The following is a 20,603-nucleotide window of genomic DNA, read 5'->3' on the forward strand; positions in this document are numbered from 1 at the left end:
GGAGAAAGCCGGAGCGGCGAACGGCGGCCGCACGTCTCAGGGACATGCGCTTCACCGAGGCGGGACTGGGACTGCGGTCGTCGGTCGTCGAGCTCCGGCACCCCGGCGGCCCCCTGCGGATCGTGCTGTTCCCCATGGTCCACATGGCGGACCCCGGGTTCTACGAGGACGTCACCGAGCGGATGCTCGGCTGCGACGTCGTCGTCATGGAGGGCGTCCGCGACCCGCGGCGGATCCTCCCCTCCCGCAACGAGGTCGCGTACCGCATGATGCGCTGGGGGCGGCTCCGGCTCACCCTCCAGGACGTCGAACCGGAGAAGCTGGGGCTGCGGACGGTCCGGCCCGACGACCTCGTGGCGTTCAGGGGCCCGCTGCGGAGGCTCCGCTGGCTGACCCTCGCCAACCCGCTCAGGATCCACAAGAACTTCATGCTGCTGGTCGGGATGCCGCTGGTGTCGCTCCTGCTCAGCAGGGACGGGCTGGCGCGGCTGCTCCAGCTCGACTTCGACCCGAACGAGCTGCCGCTGTTCGGACGGCGCACCGTGCGCAGGGACGAGGAACTGGCGAAGGCGGTGTCCGCCCTGCACGCCGAGCACGCGTCCGAGCCGCTGCGGATCGCCGTCGTCTACGGGGCGCTCCACATGCCGGTCCTCCTCGAGCGGCTGCGCTCGGCCCACGGCTACCGGCCGTGCGCCGCCGAGTGGCTCGTCGTCTTCGGCGAGGACCGGCCGGCCTTCAGCCGTCGTAGAGGCCGGGACGGTGGGAGAGGGCCCAGATGACCACGACGTTCAGGAGGATCACCATGATGCTCCACACCGGGTAGTGCGGCAGGAACAGGAACTGGTCGAGGGCGCTCAGCAGGGCCAGGCCGATGCCGACGCCGCGGGCCCAGTCGTAGTCGAGCATGATGCAGACGCCGATCGCGACCATGCCCGCCCCGATGAGGATGTGGATCCAGCCCCACGCCGTGAGGTTGAACCCCAGCAGATCACCCTCGACGGTCGCGTAGAACTCGCTCTTGGTGAGCGCGTTCAGCCCCTGGAAGAACTGGAACAGCCCGCTGAGGATGAGGAAGAGCCAGGCCAGAATGGTCCCGCTCAACGCCAGCATCTTCTTGTTCGGTGTCGTCACAACGCCCCCCGGCTCCCCACGATCAAGATCACCTCAGGTGATCCCCTGGGGCGCCCGGGACGAAACCCCGGCACAGCGAGCGGGCACGGACGCCCGACGCTCAGGACGGGGGGACGTTCCAGGAGCGGATGACCGGGCGGGAGTGCTCGTAGCCGAGGGTGGAGGCGGTGCCGGTGTCGAGGGCGAAGAGGCGGCCGTGGTCGGCCGGGAGGCCGAGCCAGCGGGCGGTGAGGATGCGCAGGACGTGGCCGTGGGCGACGAGGGCGACGTCGCCGTCGGCCAGGTGGGTCCTCGCCTCGGCGATCACGCGGTCCACGCGGTCGCCCACCTCGTCGGCGGTCTCTCCCGGGGTGGCGCCGGGTTCGGTGCCGTTCTCCCACACGTACCAGCCGGGGATCGTCTCGCGGATCTCCGGGGTGGTCAGGCCCTCGAAGCGGCCGTAGTCCCACTCCCACAGGTCGTCCAGGAGTTCGGGGGAGGGGACGCCCGCCAGCTCGGCGGTGCGCCGGGCGCGCGTGGCGGGGCTGGCGTAGGCCTTCACGAAGGTGTGCCGCCCGACCAGGGGGGCCAGCGCGCGGGCCTGGTCCTCACCGTGCGGCGTCAGTCCGATGTCGGTCCGCCCGGTGTGCTTCATCGCCTTGCTCCACTCGGTCTCGCCGTGGCGCAGGATGATCAGTTCCCCCATGTGATCAGCTTACGGGAGGCGAAGAGCGGGAACCCGGACAGGGCGTCGTTGACCGGTCCGGGTTCCCGTTTCCGTGCGCGCCGCCTACGAGAGGAGGGAGGCGACGGAGACCGAGGGGAGGCCGTGGGCCTCGGCGACATGGTCGTAGGTGAGCGCGCCGGCGTGGGTGTTGAGACCCAGGGCGAGGGAGGCGTCGTCGCGCAGGGCCTGCTGCCAGCCCTTGTCCGCCAGGGCGACGGCATAGGGGAGGGTGACGTTGGTGAGGGCGTAGGTCGAGGTGTTCGGGACCGAGCCGGGCATGTTGGCCACGCAGTAGAAGATCGAGCCGTGGACCGGGTAGGTCGGCTCGGCGTGCGTGGTCGGCCGGGAGTCCTCGAAGCAGCCGCCCTGGTCGATGGCGATGTCGACGAGCACGGAGCCGGGCTTCATGCGGGAGACCAGCTCGTTGGAGACGAGCGTCGGGGCCTTCGCGCCGGGGATCAGGACCGCGCCGATGACCAGGTCGGCCGCGAGGACCTCCCGCTCGATGGCGTAGGCGCTGGAGACCAGGGTCTTGAGGCGGCCCTGGTAGATGGCGTCGATCTGGCGGAGCCGGTCGACGTTGACGTCCAGGATGGTGACGTCCGCGCCCATGCCGACGGCGATCTGCGCGGCGTTGAGGCCGGAGACGCCGCCGCCGATGACGACGACCTTCGCCGGGGCGACACCGGGGACGCCGCCCGGCAGCACGCCGCGGCCGCCGTTGAAGCGCATGAGGCTGTAGGCGCCGACCTGCGGGGCGAGCCGGCCCGCGACCTCGGACATCGGGGCGAGCAGCGGCAGCGACCGGTTCGGCAGCTGGACGGTCTCGTAGGCGATCGCGGTGACGCCGGCGTTCAGCAGGGCGTCGGTGCACTCACGGGAGGCCGCGAGGTGCAGGTAGGTGAAGAGGGTCTGGCCCTCGCGCATCCGGTGGTACTCGGCCGCGATCGGCTCCTTGACCTTCAGGATGAGCTCGCCCTCGGCCCACACCTCGTCGGCCGAGTCGAGGATCTTGGCGCCGGCGTGGAGGTAGTCCTCATCGGGGATGGAGGAGCCGAGGCCCGCGCCGCGCTCGACGAAGACCTCGTGACCGTGCCGGGTGAGCTCGTGCACACCGGCCGGGGTGATCGCCACGCGGTACTCGTGGTTCTTGATCTCGCGCGGAACGCCGACCTTCACTGTTTCCTCCCAAAGCTGCCGGCACGGCCCTGTGCTGTGTGGCATACACCCAGGTTGCGGCCTGTGAGAGGGTCCCTGCCACCGCCACTGTGTACAGCAGTGGTCAACGATGATGACAAAGTGTCATGCCCGGATGAGATCCGGCTCACGGTAGGTGAAGGCCGCCGGGGGAGAAACGCCCAAGATCATCAAGATTGATGATCTTGAACGGCCGCGGCTCTAGCCTGAAAGCGCATGAAGATCATGGAGTCCGCGCCTCCGGTCTTTCCTGCATCGCGTGCGCCCCGCCCGCCGAGCGCGTGGCGGGGCGCACGCCCCTCGAGGTCCCGGCGGCCCCGGCTCAGGGCTTGCGGGCGAGGCCGCCGTAGATCAGCCGCTGGCCGACGGTGAGATCGGTGTCGACGGGACGGTCCGGACGCCACAGCGGATTGGGCACGACGCCCGGTTCGAGCAGGTCCAGGCCGTCGAACCAGGCGGTGATCTCCGCGGGGGTGCGGAAGCGGCCCGTGCCGAGCAGCGCCAGGTACTGCTTCTCCGCCGCCGCGGCCTCGGGGGAGGAGTTGCAGAAGCTGGTGATGAACACGTAGCTGCCGGAGGGGATCGCCGCCAGGTAGGCGTCGACGATGCCCTGCGGGTCCTCGTCGTCGTGCAGGTGGTGCAGGATGCCGACGAGCATCAGGCCGACCGGCTCGCCGAAGTCGATGAGCCGCCTGATCTCGGGATCGCTCAGGACGCCCGCCGGGTCGCGCAGGTCGGCAGTGACGACGGCCGTCCGGTCGTTCTCGGCGAGGATCGCCTTGCCGTGCGCCAGCACGATCGGGTCGTTGTCGACGTAGGCGACCCTGCTCCCCGGGGCCACGGACTGCGCGGCCTGGTGGGTGTTCTCGACCGTCGGCAGACCGGAACCGAGGTCGAGGAACTGCCGGACGCCCTGCCCGACCATGTAGCGCACGGCCCGGCCGAGGACCTCGCGGTTGAAGGTCGCCACGTCGTAGATCTCCGGGACGACCTTCACGATCTCGTCCACGAAGGCCCGGTCGACCGCGAAGTTGTCCTTGCCCCTGAGCACCACGTCATAGGTGCGGGCGATGCTCGGCACCGTGATGTCGATGCCCTTGGCGGCCCACTCGCTCGCTTCGTCCACGAAGCCCTCCACAACGCAGGAAACCCTTATTCCACCGGGCTTTCAGCGTATAAGCGGACGCTGGCGCGTGTCCCGGAAAAGTGGATCTTCGTCAGCCCGCGGGCAGCCATTCGTCGGCGATCGCGACGGTCAGCTGCTCCAGCAGCGGACCCGCCTGCCGGATGCACCGCTCCACATCGCTCTCGATGTCGGTCAGCGCGTAGGCGGCGTGGATCTTCGCCCGCCGCAGCTGCTCGCCGGTGAGCGTGCGCCGCCCGCTGACCGCGACGACCGGGACCCCGGCCCTGGCCGCGGCCCGGGCCACCCCGACCGGTGCCTTGCCGCGCAGGGTCTGGCTGTCCAGGCTGCCCTCGCCGGTGATCACCAGCCGGGCGCCGGTGAGCTGCTCGTTGAAGCCCAGCAGGTCGAGCAGGTAGGTGATGCCCGGTTCGAGCCTGGCGCCGAGGAAGGCCAGGGCCGCGAAGCCCACGCCGCCCGCGGCGCCCGCGGCGGAACGCCGCCGCGACGGCCGCCGCGCGGCGGCCTCGGCCAGGTCGGCCCAGCGCCGCAGCCCCGCCTCCAGCGCCCGGACGCCCTCGGGGCCTGCCCCCTTCTGCGGTCCGTACACGGCGGCCGCGCCCTCCCGGCCCAGCAGCGGGTTGTCGACGTCGCTGGCGACGACGACCTCGACGCCGGTCAGCTCGTTCAGGCCGCGCAGATCGAGGGCGTGCAGGTTGCGCAGGGCGCCGCCGCCCGGGGGGAGGGGGTTGCCGAGCGCGTCGAGCAGCTTGCCGCCGAGCCCCTGGATGAGCCCGGCGCCGCCGTCGGTGCAGGCGCTGCCGCCGAGCCCCAGGACGATCTTGCGGGCGCCGCCCTTGGCCGCCTCCGCCATCAGACGGCCGGTGCCCAGGCTGGAGGCCGTCATGGGCTGGAGCCTGCCCTCGGGCAGCCGGTGCAGCCCGGAGGCCTCGGCGAGCTCGACGACCGCCGTGTCCCCGCGCACCGCGTAGCTCGCCTCCACGGGATCACCGACGGGTCCGGGGACCGTCACGGTCACCCGTTCGAAGCCCGCGGCGATCGCCGCGTCCACCGTCCCGTCACCGCCGTCCGCGACGGGCAGGCTCACCGTGCTGAGACCGGGACGGTTGCGTTCCAGCCCGGCGACGATGTGCCGGGCCACCTGGGAGGCCGTCAACGATCCTTTGAACTTGTCCGGGGCGATCAAGATGTGCCCGGTGGGTGAAGCCACCTCGTCGTGCCTTCCTGGCTGGAGAATTTCTTACCGTTCCCACATTCAATCCCACCTGCCTGTCCCGCAGGTAAGAGTGTCCTACCTGATACCAACTGATCCTTTGCTCCCGTCCCGCTCGGCGCCCCGCTCGGAGCCTCGTGGAAGGCCTCCCGGCCCGGTCCTCCCGCCCCGGCCGGTGCTCGTGAAAAGCATGAAAGCGCCCTTGAAATCACCGCCGGGATGGTGTGCATACTGCGTGGGAGCGCTCCCAAGGAAGGAAGGTGCCCCGTCTCCATGACGGCAGTGAATCCCCCCGGCCCCGTCACCAGCACCGTCCTGGCGGCCATCCGGCGCCGGGCCGTCCACCTGTGGTGGATCGCCCTGCTGGCGGGCGGCGCCGGTTTCGCCCTCGTCTGGCTGGCCGCCCCCCGCACCCGCGAGATCGGCTCCGCGTGGGAACTCGTGGCCAAGCTCGTCGCCTTCGTCTGCCTGTGCCTGGCCGTCGCGCTGTTCCCCTGGGTGTCGCCGCGGCTGCACTGGCTGCTCTACGTCCCGTTCGTGTTCTTCACCGGCTACCTGATCCCGCGGATCAGCTGGTTCTACTACGGCGACGGCGCCCGCGCGCAGGGCGACCTCTTCTACACCCACCTCTACCTGCTGCTGTATCCGGGCATCGTCCTCACGGCCGCGGCCGCCTACCGGATCGGCGGCGGCCCGCCCGGCCGCTGTCTCAAGATCATGTTCAGTGGCATCGTCATCGTGTTCTCCGGCTTCCTCGACCTCATGTGGTGGGTCGTCAACCCGGTGGACGTGCCCGCCACCATCGACGCGCCGCACATCAACCTGTTCACGGGCGGGCCGATCTCCTTCGGCGCGACGATCCTGTTCGCCCTCGCGCACGTCCCGATCGTCATCGGGATCAACCTGCTTCCCCTGGACCGCTGGATCGGCCGCCTGCTCGGCGCCGACGACGTCAGAGCCCTCCCGAGGAGCTGAGAAGTGCAGAACACCCGAGCCATCGACATCTCGGTGGCGGCCCCCGCCTACAACGAGGCCGAGACCATCGGCGCCGTCCTGACCGAGTGGCGCGAGTACCTGGAGACCCATCCCGCCGTCGGCGACTGGGAGATCGTCGTGTGCGACGACGGCAGCCGCGACGCCACCCGGGCGATCCTGGAGCGGTTCGGCGAGACGTGCCCGCGCCTCGTCGTCGTCCCCTTCGACCGCAACCGGGGCGCGGGCGCGGCCATCGCCGCCGCCATCGCCGCGACCCGGCTGGACTGGGTCGTCCTGCTCGACTCCGACGGGCAGTTCCCCATCGCCAACCTCGACTCCGTGCTCCCCCGCCTGCACGGAGCCGACCTCGCCTTCTCCGGTGCCCGGGTCAGGAAGGCCGACGGACCGGCCCACCGGTTCGGATCCAAGGCCAGCGGCATGGTCGGCAACCTCCTGCTCGGCACCCGCTACCGCGACTTCAACTCCATCTTCAAGGTCGTGCACGGCCCGCTGTTCCGCGCGCTGCCGCTGGAGTCGGGCGGGATGAACTGCTCCACGGAGATCACCGCCAGGGTCGTCGAGCTCGGCCACTCCTGGGTGGAGGTGCCCATCGGCCACCGGGCCCGCGGCGGAGGGGCGCGCGGCTGGCGCTTCTGGCGCGGGGCGCGCGACCGGGCGCTGTTCGTCGGCTATCTCGGGCTGCGGCACTGGCTGCTGCGCCGCGGCGTCCTGCGGGTCCCCGAGACCGGTGCCGGGACGCGGGCCGCCGAGGGGGTCCGGTGAGCGTCGAGGTCGCGATGTTCAGCGGGGGCCGCGGCGGCGCGAGCATCGCCCGCCATCTGCTCGGCACCCCCGGATACCGGCTGTCCCTCGTGGTCAACGGCTATGACAACGGCCTGTCGACCGGGGCGCTGCGGCGCTTCCTGCCCGGGATGCTCGGGCCCTCGGACTTCCGCAAGAACCTGCTGCTCCACCTCGCGCCCGGTGATCCCCGGGCGTTCCTGCTGGAGCACCGGCTGCCCGCGGGCGCGACGACCGGCGACCTCGGCGCGCTCATCGAGGAGATCGCGACCTCGCCCCGGGCCGGCGGGCCCCGGGGCTTCGCCTCGCTCGATCCCCGGTTCCGCGCGTCCGTCGCCGGCGATCTGAGGCTCCTCGCCGGACGCCTCCACGAGCGTCCCGGCGCCCTCGACCTGTCCGACTGCGCGCTCGGAAACCTCGTCTTCGCCGGCGCCTACCTGCGCCTGGGCGGCGACTTCAACGCCGCGGTCGCCTCCTGCGCCCGGACGTTCGGCTCACCCGTCCGGCTCCTCAACGTCACCGACGGCGGCGACGCCTATCTCGCGGCGCTCAAACGCGACGGCCGCCTCCTGGCCGACGAGGCCGAGATCGTCGCGCCGCAGGACGCCGAGCCCATCACCGACCTGTTCCTGCTCCGCACCCCGATCGAGGCCTGGATGCGGTCGGTGCTGAAGGGCGCGCCCCTGGACCGGGTCAGGGGCCTGCTCGCCGCGCGGCGCGCCGCGACCGTCCCGGCCGCCGCGACGCTGGAGGCCCTCCAGGGCGCCGACCTCGTCGTCTACGGACCCGGCACCCCGCACTCCTCCCTGCTGCCCAGCTACCTGACCCCGGGCGTCGCGGACGCCCTGACGACCGGCCGCGCCGTCGCCCGCGTGTTCGTCGCCAACACCCGCGCCGACCATGACAGCCAGGGCATGACGGCCCTCGACCTGGTCGGCCGGACCCTCGCCTACCTCGGCGACCCGGGCAACGAGCGGCGCACCGTCACCCACGTCCTGTGCCACGGCTCCGCCCCGCGGGCGGCCGAGGCGCTCGGGGCCCGGTGGATCGCGGCGGACCTGGAGGATCCGGGACGGCCCGGCGCGCACAGCGGCGCGGTGACCGTCGCCGCCCTGGCCGGGATCCTCGGCGAAGCGGCGCTGGCGGGCGCCGAATGACCGGCTTCGGGGCCCGCGGGTTCTGGCTGTTCGACCTCGACGGCACCCTCGTCGACTCCCTGCCCGCCCACGCCGCCGCCTTCCGCCGGGCCCTCGCCGAGCAGGCGCCGGGACGCGCGCGGTCCTTCCGCTACGCCGAGATCGCCGGGCTGCCCACGCTCGACGCGGCCGCCCGGCTGGTCGAGGGGCCCGCCGCGGCCGGCCGGCTGGCCCGGCGCAAGCAGGAGCTGTACCGCGACGGCGCGGCCAGGGGAGAGGTCGTCCTCCTGCCCGGGGCGCGGAACCTGCTGGACCGGCTGAGGGCGGACGGCCGGCGGGTCCACCTCGTCACCGCGGGCAGCCGCGGCTCGGTGGAGCGGGTGCTGACGGCCTGCGGCATCCAGGAGGCCTTCGACGGGATCATCACCGCGGAGGACGTCCCGGTCGGCAAGCCCGATCCCGGCTTCTACCGGGAGGCCTGCCGCAGATGGGGCGCCGATCCGGGGGAGGCCGTCGCGGTCGAGGACTCCGCGGCGGGGGTGGCCTCGGCCGTCGGCGCCGGGCTGCTGGTCCTGCACGTCCACACCGGGAACGCCGCGCCGGGGGCGATCGCCGTCCCCGGCCTGGACGCCCTGACGGCCCTGCTCGGCGAGGAGGTGCGCGGTGCCGGCTGAGCGCGGGACGTGCGCGGTGATCCCCGCGGCGGGCCGGGGGACGCGCCTCGGCCTCGGCGTCCCGAAGATCCTCGTCGAGGTCGTGGAGGGCGTGACGGTCTGGGACCTGCTGTACCGGAGACTGGCCGGACGGGTGGACCACGTCCATGTGGTCCTGTCCCCCGAGGGGGAGCCGCTGTTCCGCGAGCGGGCGGCCGCCCCGATCGGGACGGGCCGGGTGTCGGTGAGCGTCCAGCCCGAGCCGGACGGCATGGGCGGGGCGATCTTCGGGGCGGCGCCGTTCTGGTCGGGCCACGCCGACATCCTCGTGGTCTGGGGCGACCAGGCGAACCTGTCGGAGGAGACCGTCCGGCGGGTCCTGGAGGCTCCGCCGGCGGGGCTGGTGCTGCCGCTGGTGCCGATGGCCGACCCCTACGTCGAGTACGAGACGGAGGGGGAGCGGCTGCTGGCCGTCCGGCAGTCCCGCGAGGGGGAGCCGACCCGGCCCGGCGGGCTGAGCGACGTGGGCGTCTTCCGGCTGGGCACCCGCGGCCTGGAACGGGCGTGGCGGGACTACCTGGCGGAGGCGGCGCCCGGCGCGCTGACCGGCGAGGTGAACTTCCTGCCGTTCCTGCCCTGGCTGTCCGGGCTTCCGGGACGGCCGGTGCGGGTCGTCGAGGTCACCGACCCGGAGGAGGCCCGGGGCATCAACACCGAGGCCGACCTGGAGTTCGTCCGGCGGGCCCACCTGCGGTGAACGTCCTGCGCAGGCACCGGCAGGCAGCCGGGCCGACCCTGGTGAGCACGCTGGCCAGCGCCGTCTCGGCCGGGACCACCCTGGTGATCGCGCGCGGGGCGGGGGCGGCGGCGTTCGGGCGGTTCACGCTCGTGCTGTCGATCGCGCTGATCGTCGCGGTGGGCATGCTGATGAGCCTGCACTACGTGATGCTCCAGGAGCTGCCGCGCGCCGCCCCCGCCGAGCGTCCGGCGCTGGTGGCGACGGCCCTGACGGCCACGCTGGGTCTCGGCCTGGCCGTGCTCGCCGCGGGCCTGGCGGCGGCGGGGCCGCTCACCCGGCTCCTGGGCGTCGGGACGGGGACGCTGGCCCTCGCCCTCGTGCTGGCCCTGTCCCTGACGCTGTACCAGCTCACCGAGGGGCTGTTGCGGGGGCTCGGCCGATACCGCGAGGTGGCGGCGGCCAAGCTCGCCGCCGCGGGCTGCTACCTGGGCGTCTCGCTGTTCTGCCTGCTCGTCCTCGACGTGGGCGACGCGGAGGTGTACGTGGCCGCCCTGGTGGTCACGAACCTCGCCTTCGCCCTCACGGGAGCCGTGCTGACCAGGGCGCCGCGCCGGTCCTGGTCGGCACGGCTGGCCCGGACGCTCTACCGGCACGGCGCCTGCGTGACGGTCATCGCGGCGCTCACCGCGGTCCTGTTCGGCGTCGACGTGGTCTTCCTCAACCACTGGGCGGAACGGGCCGACGTCGGCGTCTACTCGGTCTACAACGGCTTCCCCAAGCGGCTGCTCGGCGTGGTCTTCACCGACGGGATCGGGCTGGTCCTGCTGCCCGCGCTCGCCCTGGCCGACAAGGTCTCCGCGATGCGCCGCATCGCCCGGCTCACCCCGGCCGTCGCGGCGGGGACCGCGCTGTTCTCCTTCGCCGCCAGCACCGTCTTCTTCCTGCTCGCCGGGCCCGGCTACCCCTACGACCTGGCCCTGATGGCGCTGTCGGCGGCGGGCATCGGCGCCCACACCGCGTTCAACCTCTACTCCGTCGCCCTGGCGATGGACGGCCTGCGCGGCGCCCGGGTCCTCATCGGCTGCCTGCTGGCCGGGGTCCCGGCGGGCCTCGCCTGCCAGGCCCTGTGCATCGGCCGGTGGGGGCTGACCGGCGGGCTGGCCGCCTTCGCCCTGAGCAACCTGATCCTCCTCGTCCTCGTCATGGCCGCCGCGGCCCGCAAGTACCGGCCGGGGGCCGTCACCGAATCCACGGAGCCCGCATCGTGCGCATCGCCGTCCTCGTCAACCAGTACCCGCCCAACGTCACCGCGGGACTCGGCCGCTACGCCGAGCTGATCACGCCGCACCTGGCGCGCGACCACGAGCTGACCGTCTTCACCCTCAACGACGGCGGCCTGCCCCGGTACCGGCGGGCCGACGGCGTCGGGGTGTTCCGGCCGCGGCTGCCGCTGCTCGGCCGGATCACCGGGCGCAGGCGGCTCAACCGGACGCGCGGCCGGGAGTTCCTGCTGCTCACGGCCGGCGTGCTCGCCAGCAACCTGCACTACGTGCGGTGGCTGCGCCGGGGGAGGCGCCCCGACCTGGTGGCGGTGCACGACTCGACGAACTTCCTCGCCGCCCTCCTCTGCCACCACCTGCTGCGGCTGCCGCTGGTCCTGCACGTCCACACCACCGAGTACGGGGTGGCCGACGAGCGGACCGTCCCCGATCCGCTCGGGCTGTTCGCCGCGCTGGAGCGGTGGCTGGCGCGGGTCTCGCGGCGGGTCGTGGTGGCCACGCCCGAGGTCCGCGACCAGCTCCTCGCCGCGGGCTGGACCCGCACGCCCATCGACGTGGTGTGCCTCGGCGGCACCTACGAGGAGGTGCTGGCCGACCCGGGGTTCGACCGGGACGCCCTCGCCGGGGCCGCGGCGGACCTGAGGGAACGGCTCGGCCTCACCGGCGGGGGCCCGGTGCTGCTGTTCGTCGGGCGGATCGAGCGGCAGAAGGGCGTCTACCAGCTCCTGGACGCCCTGCCGAAGATCGTCGCGGCGCATCCGGGGCTGCGGCTGGTGATCGTGGGGGAGGGGGACGCGGAGGGCGTCGCCCGGATCGCGGCCGGGCACGGGGTCGCGGAGAACGTGCTGGCCTCCGGCGCCTTCGTCGGCGGGCCGGAGCTGAGGGCCCATTACGCGATGGCCGATTTGTGCGTCTTCCCCTCGCTGTTCGAGCCGTTCGGGCTGGTCGCGACCGAGGCCATGGCGCTCGGACGTCCCGTGGTGCTGGGTGACGGGTTCTCCCGGATCTTCGAGGGCGACCCGGACGAGCCCGCCGCGCTGTACGTCCGGGGCTCCGATCCCGGCGACATCGCGGACGTCCTGACGCGGGCGCTGGCCGACCCCGGGCTGCGAGCCGAGCTGGGAGCCCGGGGCGAACGCCTGGTCGGCGAGCGGCTGAGCTGGGCGCGGGCCGCCGCGCTGACCACCGAGGCCTACCGCGCCGCGCTCGCCGGGGAGCGGCCGTGACCCGGGTGTCGCTGGTGGTCCCGTGCTACAACGCCGCGCGCACGCTGGAACTCTGCCTGACCTCGGTGCTGCGCCAGAGCAGGGTCCCCGACGAGATCGTCGTGGTCGACGACGCGGGCACCGACGGTTCCGCCGAGATCGCCGAGCGGCTGGGCTGCCGGGTCGTCCGGCTGCCGGAGAACCGGGGGGTGTCGGCGGCCAGGAACGCCGGGACCGACGCCACGACGGGGGACGTCCTGTTCTTCCTCGACTCCGACGTCGCCCTGCGCGAGGACGCCGTCGCGAACGCCCTGGAGATCCTCGCGGAGGACCCCGGATGCGGCTGCGTGCACGGCGTCTACGAGCCCGAGCCGCTCATCGACGACGGGCCGGTGGAGTGGTACCGGATCCTGCACGCCGTCCACTGGCGCGGCCGCCATCTCGGCCCGGTGAACAGCGTCGTGTTCGCGCTGGCCGCCGTCCGCCGCGAGACCCTGCTCGCGGCGGGCCGGTTCGACGAGCGGCTGCGCGACTGCGAGGACGTGGAGTACAGCAGCCGCCTGGCGGTCCGCACCCGGATCCTGCTGAGCGACCGGGTGGCCGGGCGGCACGACGACGGCAGCGCGTTCTGGCCGGTCCTCGCGGAGCAGTGGCGGCGGGCGCTCCCGCTGATCCCGCTCGCCCTGGAGACCGGGCGGCGCGGGGCGGCGAAGCCCGAGCACGCCAACCGGCCCGCCGGGATCCTCGCCTGCGCGCTCGCCCTCGCGACGCTGCCGCTGGGGCTGCTCGACCCGCTGCTCCTGGCCGTTCCCGCCGTCCTGGTGGCGGGATTCCTCGCCGCCGATCCCGGGCTCGTGCGGTCCGTGCGGCGGCGGCGCGGCACGGCGTTCGCCGTCTACTTCATGGCCGTTCATCTGGCCGTGCACGTGGTGCTCGTCACCGGGCTCACGGTGGGCGCGCTGCGGCTGCTGCCGCGGCCGGGGCGGCGCGGTCAGGAGCGGACGGAGATCTCCTCGCCGAGCGCGTAGCCGTCGGCGAGATCGAGGTCGTCGCCGCTCCAGAAGCGTCCGGGGTCGTACCAGTTCGGCTTGCGCCGCCTGGGCAGCAGCCCCATCGCCCCGTAGGTGAGCGCGACGACCTCGGCGCAGTACACGCTCTCGATGTCACCGCCGCTCCGCCCCGGCAGCGGGATCCGGCCCCTGATCCAGCGCGAGGCCAGCCGGGACGTCGAGGGGAACGGGGTGCCGTCGAGCCGCGCGACGGTCTTCAGCACCGCGTCCTCCATGTCCCGGGTGACGGGCTTGCCGAGCTGGCGCAGCCAGGCCCGCTGCCCGTACCGGGAGCTCCACAGGGCGACCGCGTCCTTCAGATCGTGCAGCTGCACCCCGCGGTGGAACCCGCCCGTCCAGTGGTCGCGCAGCGACTTGCCGAGCTCGGCGTGCCACATCAGCGGCGGCAGGTCGTCGAGCACGATGGCCATGCCCACATGGTTGACGGGGCTGTTCGTCATCGTCTGGATCGCGCGGTCGGCGGGCGAGTGCCCCCGGAAGATCCAGACGTCCCCGGTCCGGGTGATCTCGGCGGCGTCCGCCAGGCTGATCTCCGTCATCTTCCGTACTCTAGGCGAATGAGACGAATCAGCTGGTGGAAGCTCGCGGGCCTGGCCGGCCTCGCCGGAGTGGCCGCGACCGGAGCGGTGATCGTCCGCTCGGAACGCAAACGCCGCGCCTACACCCCCGACGAGATCCGCGACCGCCTCCACGCCCGCCTCGCCGAGGCCGAGGGCCAGAGCCCGTCCCGAGGCGGGCTCTAGGTGGACCGGGCGTCCTGGATGGACTGGTTCAGGATGCCCGCGACGTTGGCGGGGTCGGCGCCGAGGGCGACATAGCGCTCCGCCCACGCGCGGTCGGAGCCGGTGGCCGGTTCTCCGTCGCAGTACCGGACGCCCCTGTTGGCGGTGTAGTAGCGCAGGAGCTCCAGGCTCCTTCCGGTGGAGGCGCCGGCGGCATAGGAGCGTCCGGGGGAGGATCTCTGGTGCTCCAGGCAGCCCAGCGGGTAGGCGCCGCCCTGGGTGTTCAGGCGCGGGTCGGGGGCCGAGCAGGCGGTGACGGCCGCGGCCGCGAGGACGAGCGTCAGGACGAGCTTGGTCAAGAGAACTCCGTGGTCTCAGAGGGTGCCGGCGGCGCTGCGCAGGGCCAGGCCCAGGCCGACGAGGATGACGAGGCCCGCGGTGAGCAGCGGGGTGCGGACCGACAGGCGGCCCAGCGGCGCGGCCAGGCGGCGCAGCCGGGGCGACCCGCCGGCCCGCAGGAGCAGCAGGCCCGCCGCGACGAGCGTCGCCGCCATGCCGAGGCCGTAGCCGAAGACCAGGGCGACGCCGAAGACCGTCCGGCCGAGGGCGACCGCGCCGAGCAGCACCACCAGCGCCGACGGGCTGGGCACGAGACCGCCCGCGACCCCCAGCCCGACCAGGTACCGCTTCCGGTCACCGCCGTGCCCGTGCCCGTGCCCGTGACCGTGCCCGTGACCGTGCCCATGGCCATGCCCATGGCCATGCCCATGGCCGTGACCGTGACCATGGCCGTGCCCGGCGGACACCGAAACGAGGGCGGGCTCCTCGATCGGCGCGGTGTGCCGGCGGGCGGAGCGCAGCAGGCCGACGCCCACCGCGGTGATCAGCAGCCCGCTCAGCACGCCGAGCCACCCGAGGACGCTCTCCCCGGTGAACGCCGCCGACACCGACAGCAGCAGCCCGATCACCAGGACCCCGGCGGTGTGGGTGAGGGTGACGGTCGCCCCCACCAGGAGCGCGTCCCGGGGACGTCCCCGCCTCCCGGCGATGTAGGCGGCCATGACCGTCTTGCCGTGACCCGGCATCGCGGCGTGCGTCGCGCCGAGCACGAGCGACAGCAGGAACGCCGCGACCCCGACCCTGACCGTCAGGTCGGGTGAGGCGGCGAGCCGGTTGAACACCCCGGTCACCTTCCCGACCGCGGCCGTGACGGGGCCCGCGCCGGGCAGCGCGGGCACGGCGCCCGCGCCGAACCCGCCACCGGGGACCACCGACAGCCGCGCGGACCGCAGGTCGAGCGGCGACGTCAGCAGATCGGAGGGGTAGGAGCGCAGCTCGTCGCTGACCGAGCGGGCCGGTACGGGAGAACGGTCGATCCCGACCCCGTCGCCCACGGCGGTGATCTCACGCCAGCCGATCCGGTCGGTCCCGTTCCGGTCCTCGAATCCGACCTCCGCGGGCGAGGTCAGATCGGCGGGGGCGCTGAGGGCGCAGGTGAGCCTGCTGGTCCGCAGCCCCGCCCGGCCCTTCTCGTAGAGGAACGACGCCGCGCGGACCGTCCAGGTCAGCGGCCGTCCGGCGACCGTGGCGCGCAGGCCGGCGGCGATCCGCGGGCAGGCTTCGCGGGCGTGGGCGCCGAGGTCGGGGCCGATGCCGGGGGCGGACTGCAGGGCCGGGATCTCGGCCTCGTCGACGACGGAGACGACCTCGAGCCGGTCGGGGAACAGGCGCAGGCCGTCGTAGCGGTTGACGGTGAAGTCGCCCAGCGGATGGGCGGCGGCGGGCGTCGCGGTGGCGAGCGCGCCGCCGAGCCCGGCGAGCAGGACGAGCGCGGCGGCGGCCAGGCGGAAGGGGTTCATGCGATCCTGCCCAGTGCGGAGAGTCGTGGGTCGAAACGGGGGTTGTCGGCCTTCGCGCGGGCCAGGCTCCGGCGGGCCGCGCCGTCGTCGCCGAGCGCGGCCTCCACCCGGGAGCGGTGGTAGCGGAAGAGCGCGTTGTGCCAGCCGGACGCCGTGGCGATCCGGGCGTAGGGCAGCGCCTCGGAGTCGCGGCCGTTGAGATGCAGCGCCCAGGCGAGGGCGTCGGCCACGATCGGGCCGCGCCGGCGGTCCCACTCGGCGCGCGCGTACCTGAGGGCGCCGGCCGGGTCGCCGGTGGCGGCCGCCAGCTCCGACCAGGTCAGGTCGTCGGCCACCCCGTTGGCGCTCTGGACTTTGCGGAGCGCGGCCAGGACGCCCAGCTGGGCGTCCGCTCCGGCCCCGTCGCCGGAGGCGGTGAGCAGCTCGGCGTACTCCAGCAGGTACTGCGGGACCGGGACCCGCCCGGTGAGCGTCCGGTAGGCCCGGAGCGCGCCGGTGAGATCACCGCGCAGCGCGGCGGTCTTGGCGCGGCCCTGCAGGGGCGCGACGGCGGTGGGATCGGCGTCGAGGCCGAGGTCGTACTGGCGGCCCGCCTCGCCGAGGTCCCCGGCGTGGAAGGCGAGCTCGCCGAGGTAGTAGCGGCAGAACGCGCGCTCGGCCGGGGTGTAGGCGGCGCCGAGCGCCTGCTGGAGCAGCTCGCGTGCCCCGGCCCGGTCACCGCGCCGCTCGGCGTCGTAGGACAGCCGGGTGAAGGACGACACCCCCGGCTCCAGCTCCGCCATCCGCCGCGCGGCCGCCCCGGCCGCGGCCGCGTCGCCGAGCTGGGTGTGGGCGTCGGCGAGGACGCCGTACAGGGCCGGGGTCTCGGAGCTGATCCGCTGCGCCCGCCGGGCCCAGCCGACGGCCCGGGCGAACTCGTGGCGGGCGTTGGCCAGGGCGCCCATGCCGATCATCGCGTTGAACGCCTCGGGGTCCAGGCGCAGAGCGGTGCCGAACGCCCCCTCGGACCTGGGGTAGAAGCCGGGTTCGTGGGAGGCGCGGGCGCGTTCGAGGTAGGCGAAGCCCAGGCTGGTCCACGTGCGGCTGTCGGCGGGGGACTCGCGCAGGGTCGCCTGGTAGCGGTCGATCGCGGTCAGCGGGGTGGGGGCGGCCCGCTCGGCGCCGGACCCCGGCACACCGGAGATCACGCCGCCGACGGCGCTGGCCCCCACGGCCAGGACAGCCGCCGATATCCCCAGCAGGACTCCCCGTCGGGCGAGGGCCTTCATGTCTTCTCCTTCCGAACCGGGCGGAACCGGGATCGCCCGGTCCCGCCCGGGATCAGGCCGTTGTTCAGCCGGCCTGGTTGACCGAGGTGCTGTGCGGCAGCGCCACATAGGGGAAGGAGGCGCCGAACGGCGACTCGTTGGCGTTGACGCCGTCACCGGCGGCCAGCGCATCGACGAGCTTGCCGGTCTGGGCGGCCCCCTCCAGCGCCTGGACGGCGATGTCGATGGCGTCGTCGCCCAGGCGGCGGCCGTTCGGGAAGCCCTGAAGGTCGCCCGCCAGGACACCGAGCCGTTTCGGCTGCGCGGTGACCGGGACGGCGAGGTTCAGCCGCAGCATCTCCGCGGGCGTGAACGTCTTGGCGTTCACGTCCTTGTTGAGGAGCAGGGAGTTCAGGTCGGCCTTGATCGGGCCTGACTTGGTGGAGATGCCGGTCAGGAAGATCTCGACCAGGTCGGCCCGCGGCGTGGCGGGGGCCTCGAGGCCGTAGATCTTCTCGATCAGCTTCGGCACCTCGGGGCTGGTGACCCTGGCCACGAGCGGCTTGACCTTGTGGTCCTGCGACGGGTCGAGCCGGTTGAAGGCGTCCTTCAGGCCGGCCGGGGCGACGGCCTCGTTGACCAGCGGGTTGCCCAGCCGCGACACCTGGCGGAAGGGAGCCGTCTTGCCCGCGCCGCGCCGCTCGGTCGTCGACCAGACGCCGATGACCGGGTTGCGTGCGGGGCTGCCCTTGAGGGCCAGCGCGGACTTGGGCACCTGCAGGCCGATGGTGTTGACGTTGTAGCCGCGCAGGGTGTCCTGGCCGGTCTCCTTCAGGTTCGCCCCGTAGAGCAGGTCGAACACGCGCAGGTCGGCGAAGAACGGGTCGTCGGCCTGGCCGGCGAAGGTCCTCGCACCGCCCTTGATCCCGATGACGGCCTGCGCCCGCAGCGCCGCGTAGTCCGGCATCGAGGCCGCGCCGGTGTGCGACGGGGCGGCGACGGCGTCCCTGACGAGGACCTTCGTGCCCCTGGCCGTGACCTGCTCGAGCCTGTAGTGCTGCCGGAACAGCAGCGTCTTGTCCTTCAGCGAGGTGACCGGGCCGTTGTTGTACAGGAACGTGGCGTTCCCGCGGCGGTCCTCGTTGCGGAACGTCCACCGGTAGACGATGTCGGCCTTCGCGTCACCGTTGTTGTCGATCTTGATGTTGTAGCGGGTGTCGGTCGCGAAGGGGTAGAAGTTCGGACCTCCGTTCGGCTCCTGGAACGGGAGCCAGTTCCCCAGCAGCGTCACGGTGTCCGGCCTGTCCGGGCTCGTGAAGGCGTACAGGTCGGTGTTGTCCGCCTGGGGGTCGTTGGCGATGAGCGGCGCCTCGCGGTGGCTGGAAGCCTGGCTCGCGCCGGGCTGCAGGACGATCACCAGGCCCGCCGCGCCCACGAGTCCCGCTCCGGCCGCGGCGATGACCGCGCGCCGGTTTAGTGCTTTCTGTCGCATCGAACCGCATTTCTTTGGGAACGTATTCCGGATGAAGACCTCCCTTTCGTAAGGGGGCCGTCACTCATTCGTCGGAGGGCGCCTGCGGGATTGGTGTCCCTTCCCCTAGGGTCTGTTTCAGATTCGGCGTCCGTGGCGAGCGCTGTCCAGGTGCGTGCCTCGCGGGGGCGGAGGAGGGCGGGTGCTGAATGGACGAGGCGGCGGCGGGCCCGGTCCGGCCGGACCCGGCGGAACTGGCGGACCTGCTCGGCCGGGTCGGCAGGGGCGACCGGACCTCCTTCGAGGCCCTCTACGACCAGGTCTCCGGCCCCGTGCACGGCCTGCTGGTCGAGCTCCTCGGCGACCGGGGGGCCGCCGAGCGGGTCGGCTCCGACGTGCTCGTGGAGGTGTGGCGCTCGGCCGGCGGATTCCGTCCCGGAACCGACGATCCGCTCGTCTGGGTCTTCACGGTGGCCGATCGGCACGCCCGCGGGCACGCCGGAGATCCGCGGGAAAGGGAAAGGCGCCGCGCTCCGGCATTTCGCGGGGAAATGGCGGAGACACGGCGCACTCGCGCCTATTTCGACCGGCTCACGGCCCGGCAGAGGCTGGCGCTCTTTCTCGCGCTGCACGGCTGCTCGGCCGAGGACTCCGCGCCTCTGCTCGGAGTCTCGGTCCGGCGGGCCAGGCTCGACGTCCGCGACGGGCTGATCCGGATGCGGGACTGGCTCTTCCGCGACTGATCAGGCGGGCGGGAGGGCGACGGCGAACAGCGGAGGGCCGGTAGGCCCCGCGGATCCGCCGCGCTTCTCGACCGTCATGCCGACCTGGTCGGCGCTGCCCAGCCCGCCGACGACGACGGGGGCGGTGGCCTGCTTCATCAGCCCGGCCGAGCGCGGGGCCTCCGGGCCCATCAGCCAGAGCTGGTAGGTCCTGGCCGCGGGCGCCGGTCCGACGCCCGCCACGAAGACCACCGCCTGGTCGTGCGAGCGCGAGGCCACGACTTTGACCGTTCCCCCACCGGTGACCGTCCCTGTGCTGGTCCTGGCGTCGGGGGCGGCGAGGATCTCGGAGATCGGGTCGCCGGGGACGCCGTCGTCCGAGCCTCCGCCGCGGATCCCGGCGACCGCGAAGACGAGCGCGGCGACCAGGCAGGCCGCCACCGCGACGAGGAGCTGCGGCCGCGGCAGCCGCCGGGCGCGCACGGAGCCCTGCCGCGGGACCGGCGGAAGCTGCCTGGTCCGGGTGATCTCGGCCATGACCCGGTCCTTCAGCTCCGGCGGCGGGGTCTGCGCCCCGGCGACGGCCAGCCTGGCGGCCGTCTCGCGCAGCCCGATCAGCTCCTCGGCGCACATCTCGCAGCCGGCGAGGTGCTCCTCGAACCGCCGGCGCTCCAGATCGTCGACGGCGTCCATCACGTAGGCGCCCAGCAGCCCGTGGGTGTCGTGCGCGTTCATCGTTCCACCCCCAGGCAGTCTCGCATCCGGATGAGCCCGTCGCGCATCCGTGTCTTCACCGTGCCGAGCGACACCTGCAGCAGGTCGGCCACCTCACGGTAGGTGTAGCCGGAGTAGTAGGCCAGGCCGATCGACTCGCGTTGCAGGTCGGTCAGGCCGCCCATGCAGCGTCTCACCCGCTCCCGCTCCATGCGGTCCTCGACGTCCTCGGCGACCTCGTCGCGCTCGCGGTCGAACCGCGCCGACCGCAGCTCGCGGTCGGTGGCGGCCTGCGCGGACCGCACGCGGTCCACCGCGCGCCGGTGCGCCAGGGTCATCGCCCAGCCCATCGGGCTCCCCTTGGCCGGGTCGTAGCGGGAGGCCTGCTGCCAGACCTGCACCAGCACCTCCTGAACGACCTCCTCCGCCTGGGCCGGATCCCGCATCACGCGCAGGACCGTCCCGTAGGCGGGGCCGGAGATCCGGTCGTACACCTCCTCGAACGCCTCCCGGTCGCCGCGCGCCACACGCGACAGCAGGTCGGCGAGCCCGGCCGACGCCGGATCGCCCTCGGCCTCCGGCAGCACCACCGCCGGACGCGCTCGGAACCACGAAAGG

The 20,603-nt window shown here is 73.4% G+C and carries 23 protein-coding genes; 11 read left to right on the plus strand and 12 right to left on the minus strand.

The annotated features are described in order from the left end of the window. Nucleotides 1-44: 44 nt before the first annotated feature. A complete protein-coding gene (locus ABD785_RS18120; RefSeq protein WP_344829463.1) occupies nt 45-779 on the plus strand; it encodes a hypothetical protein in 735 nt (244 codons plus the stop codon). On the opposite strand, the gene ABD785_RS18125 is transcribed toward ABD785_RS18120, so the two are convergent. The 5 genes from ABD785_RS18125 to ABD785_RS18145 form a co-directional block, all read right to left on the minus strand. Then, nucleotides 736-1,131 carry a DUF7144 family membrane protein gene (locus ABD785_RS18125; protein ID WP_344829464.1) on the minus strand — a complete coding sequence of 132 codons (396 nt, stop codon included), beginning with the start codon at nt 1,129-1,131 and terminating at the stop codon, nt 736-738. The two genes, ABD785_RS18120 and ABD785_RS18125, sit on opposite strands and share 44 nt — an antisense overlap. Before the next feature lie 100 nt (nt 1,132-1,231). Beyond that, complete coding sequence (locus ABD785_RS18130; RefSeq protein ID WP_344829465.1) at nt 1,232-1,816, minus strand: histidine phosphatase family protein; 585 nt, start codon at nt 1,814-1,816, stop codon at nt 1,232-1,234. An 84-nt stretch (nt 1,817-1,900) separates the two neighbouring features. Further along, nucleotides 1,901-3,016 carry an alanine dehydrogenase gene (gene ald, locus ABD785_RS18135; RefSeq protein ID WP_344829466.1) on the minus strand — a complete coding sequence of 372 codons (1,116 nt, stop codon included), beginning with the start codon at nt 3,014-3,016 and terminating at the stop codon, nt 1,901-1,903. 340 nt (nt 3,017-3,356) lie between these two features. After that, nucleotides 3,357-4,160: an SAM-dependent methyltransferase gene (locus tag ABD785_RS18140; protein ID WP_344829468.1), complete on the minus strand. Its 804-nt coding sequence runs from the start codon at nt 4,158-4,160 to the stop codon at nt 3,357-3,359. A 91-nt stretch (nt 4,161-4,251) separates the two neighbouring features. After that, nucleotides 4,252-5,334: a glycerate kinase gene (locus ABD785_RS18145; protein WP_425547787.1), complete on the minus strand. Its 1,083-nt coding sequence runs from the start codon at nt 5,332-5,334 to the stop codon at nt 4,252-4,254. A gap of 330 nt (nt 5,335-5,664) precedes the next feature. On the opposite strand from ABD785_RS18145, the gene ABD785_RS18150 reads away from it, so the two are divergent. The 8 genes from ABD785_RS18150 to ABD785_RS18185 are packed head-to-tail and all read left to right on the plus strand — an operon-like array spanning nt 5,665 to nt 13,208. Then, the gene (locus ABD785_RS18150) at nt 5,665-6,366 is read left to right on the plus strand and encodes a hypothetical protein (RefSeq protein ID WP_344829470.1); all 702 of its coding nucleotides are present in this window, start codon (nt 5,665-5,667) and stop codon (nt 6,364-6,366) included. Between the two features lie 3 nt (nt 6,367-6,369). Continuing rightward, the gene (locus ABD785_RS18155; RefSeq protein WP_344829473.1) at nt 6,370-7,149 is read left to right on the plus strand and encodes a glycosyltransferase family 2 protein; all 780 of its coding nucleotides are present in this window, start codon (nt 6,370-6,372) and stop codon (nt 7,147-7,149) included. Beyond that, nucleotides 7,146-8,324 carry a 2-phospho-L-lactate transferase CofD family protein gene (locus tag ABD785_RS18160; RefSeq protein ID WP_344829475.1) on the plus strand — a complete coding sequence of 393 codons (1,179 nt, stop codon included), beginning with the start codon at nt 7,146-7,148 and terminating at the stop codon, nt 8,322-8,324. The genes ABD785_RS18155 and ABD785_RS18160 overlap by 4 nt, the downstream gene beginning before the upstream one ends. Continuing rightward, on the plus strand, nt 8,321-8,977 hold the full coding sequence (locus ABD785_RS18165) for an HAD family hydrolase (RefSeq protein WP_344829477.1): 657 nt from the start codon (nt 8,321-8,323) through the stop codon (nt 8,975-8,977). Before ABD785_RS18160 ends, ABD785_RS18165 begins: the two co-directional genes overlap by 4 nt. After that, a complete protein-coding gene (locus ABD785_RS18170) occupies nt 8,967-9,713 on the plus strand; it encodes an NTP transferase domain-containing protein (RefSeq protein ID WP_344829480.1) in 747 nt (248 codons plus the stop codon). Before ABD785_RS18165 ends, ABD785_RS18170 begins: the two co-directional genes overlap by 11 nt. Beyond that, the gene (locus ABD785_RS18175; RefSeq protein WP_344829481.1) at nt 9,710-11,032 is read left to right on the plus strand and encodes a hypothetical protein; all 1,323 of its coding nucleotides are present in this window, start codon (nt 9,710-9,712) and stop codon (nt 11,030-11,032) included. The genes ABD785_RS18170 and ABD785_RS18175 overlap by 4 nt, the downstream gene beginning before the upstream one ends. Further along, nucleotides 10,960-12,201 carry a glycosyltransferase family 4 protein gene (locus ABD785_RS18180; protein WP_344829483.1) on the plus strand — a complete coding sequence of 414 codons (1,242 nt, stop codon included), beginning with the start codon at nt 10,960-10,962 and terminating at the stop codon, nt 12,199-12,201. Before ABD785_RS18175 ends, ABD785_RS18180 begins: the two co-directional genes overlap by 73 nt. After that, nucleotides 12,198-13,208, plus strand: coding sequence for a glycosyltransferase family 2 protein (locus ABD785_RS18185; protein ID WP_344829485.1), 1,011 nt, complete (start codon nt 12,198-12,200; stop codon nt 13,206-13,208). Before ABD785_RS18180 ends, ABD785_RS18185 begins: the two co-directional genes overlap by 4 nt. On the opposite strand, the gene ABD785_RS18190 is transcribed toward ABD785_RS18185, so the two are convergent. Next, complete coding sequence (locus ABD785_RS18190; RefSeq protein ID WP_344829488.1) at nt 13,172-13,789, minus strand: hypothetical protein; 618 nt, start codon at nt 13,787-13,789, stop codon at nt 13,172-13,174. The two genes, ABD785_RS18185 and ABD785_RS18190, sit on opposite strands and share 37 nt — an antisense overlap. An 18-nt stretch (nt 13,790-13,807) precedes the next feature. On the opposite strand from ABD785_RS18190, the gene ABD785_RS18195 reads away from it, so the two are divergent. Then, entirely contained in the window at nt 13,808-13,993 is a 186-nt protein-coding gene (locus tag ABD785_RS18195) for a hypothetical protein (RefSeq protein ID WP_344830153.1), read from the plus strand. Here the strand turns inward: ABD785_RS18195 and ABD785_RS18200 are convergent. From ABD785_RS18200 to ABD785_RS18215, 4 genes are all read right to left on the minus strand, one after another. Further along, nucleotides 13,990-14,331: a hypothetical protein gene (locus tag ABD785_RS18200; RefSeq protein ID WP_344829490.1), complete on the minus strand. Its 342-nt coding sequence runs from the start codon at nt 14,329-14,331 to the stop codon at nt 13,990-13,992. The two genes, ABD785_RS18195 and ABD785_RS18200, sit on opposite strands and share 4 nt — an antisense overlap. Before the next feature lie 15 nt (nt 14,332-14,346). Further along, complete coding sequence (locus ABD785_RS18205) at nt 14,347-15,831, minus strand: nickel/cobalt transporter (protein WP_344829493.1); 1,485 nt, start codon at nt 15,829-15,831, stop codon at nt 14,347-14,349. After that, complete coding sequence (locus ABD785_RS18210) at nt 15,828-17,099, minus strand: tetratricopeptide repeat protein (RefSeq protein WP_344829495.1); 1,272 nt, start codon at nt 17,097-17,099, stop codon at nt 15,828-15,830. Before ABD785_RS18210 ends, ABD785_RS18205 begins: the two co-directional genes overlap by 4 nt. A 64-nt stretch (nt 17,100-17,163) precedes the next feature. Continuing rightward, entirely contained in the window at nt 17,164-18,570 is a 1,407-nt protein-coding gene (locus ABD785_RS18215; RefSeq protein ID WP_344829498.1) for a DUF4331 domain-containing protein, read from the minus strand. Nucleotides 18,571-18,758: 188 nt separating this feature from the next. Between ABD785_RS18215 and ABD785_RS18220 the strand changes: the two genes are divergently transcribed. Next, nucleotides 18,759-19,292 (plus strand): sigma factor, encoded by a 534-nt coding sequence (locus ABD785_RS18220; protein WP_344829500.1) that lies wholly within the window; start codon nt 18,759-18,761, stop codon nt 19,290-19,292. Here ABD785_RS18220 and ABD785_RS18225 read toward each other — a convergent pair whose 3' ends face one another. Both ABD785_RS18225 and sigK read right to left on the minus strand, forming a co-directional pair. Continuing rightward, nucleotides 19,293-20,006 carry an anti-sigma factor gene (locus tag ABD785_RS18225; RefSeq protein ID WP_344829502.1) on the minus strand — a complete coding sequence of 238 codons (714 nt, stop codon included), beginning with the start codon at nt 20,004-20,006 and terminating at the stop codon, nt 19,293-19,295. Further along, a complete protein-coding gene (gene sigK / locus ABD785_RS18230) occupies nt 20,003-20,575 on the minus strand; it encodes an ECF RNA polymerase sigma factor SigK (RefSeq protein WP_425547792.1) in 573 nt (190 codons plus the stop codon). Before sigK ends, ABD785_RS18225 begins: the two co-directional genes overlap by 4 nt. Nucleotides 20,576-20,603 lie beyond the last annotated feature (28 nt).

This window comes from Actinocorallia longicatena, from assembly GCF_039534125.1.
Classification (GTDB): domain Bacteria; phylum Actinomycetota; class Actinomycetes; order Streptosporangiales; family Streptosporangiaceae; genus Actinocorallia; species Actinocorallia longicatena.

What these genes read in the sequence shown, in the direction of transcription:
- ABD785_RS18205 (WP_344829493.1), bottom strand. Translation starts at nt 15,831, where the DNA reads ATGAACCCCTTCCGCCTGGCCGCCGCCGCGCTCGTCCTGCTCGCCGGG.
- ABD785_RS18210 (WP_344829495.1), bottom strand. Translation starts at nt 17,099, where the DNA reads ATGAAGGCCCTCGCCCGACGGGGAGTCCTGCTGGGGATATCGGCGGCT.
- ABD785_RS18220 (WP_344829500.1), top strand. Translation starts at nt 18,759, where the DNA reads ATGGACGAGGCGGCGGCGGGCCCGGTCCGGCCGGACCCGGCGGAACTG.
- ABD785_RS18215 (WP_344829498.1), bottom strand. Translation starts at nt 18,570, where the DNA reads ATGCGACAGAAAGCACTAAACCGGCGCGCGGTCATCGCCGCGGCCGGA.
- ABD785_RS18190 (WP_344829488.1), bottom strand. Translation starts at nt 13,789, where the DNA reads ATGACGGAGATCAGCCTGGCGGACGCCGCCGAGATCACCCGGACCGGG.
- ABD785_RS18225 (WP_344829502.1), bottom strand. Translation starts at nt 20,006, where the DNA reads ATGAACGCGCACGACACCCACGGGCTGCTGGGCGCCTACGTGATGGAC.
- ABD785_RS18165 (WP_344829477.1), top strand. Translation starts at nt 8,321, where the DNA reads ATGACCGGCTTCGGGGCCCGCGGGTTCTGGCTGTTCGACCTCGACGGC.
- ABD785_RS18195 (WP_344830153.1), top strand. Translation starts at nt 13,808, where the DNA reads ATGAGACGAATCAGCTGGTGGAAGCTCGCGGGCCTGGCCGGCCTCGCC.
- ABD785_RS18130 (WP_344829465.1), bottom strand. Translation starts at nt 1,816, where the DNA reads ATGGGGGAACTGATCATCCTGCGCCACGGCGAGACCGAGTGGAGCAAG.
- ABD785_RS18150 (WP_344829470.1), top strand. Translation starts at nt 5,665, where the DNA reads ATGACGGCAGTGAATCCCCCCGGCCCCGTCACCAGCACCGTCCTGGCG.
- ABD785_RS18120 (WP_344829463.1), top strand. Translation starts at nt 45, where the DNA reads ATGCGCTTCACCGAGGCGGGACTGGGACTGCGGTCGTCGGTCGTCGAG.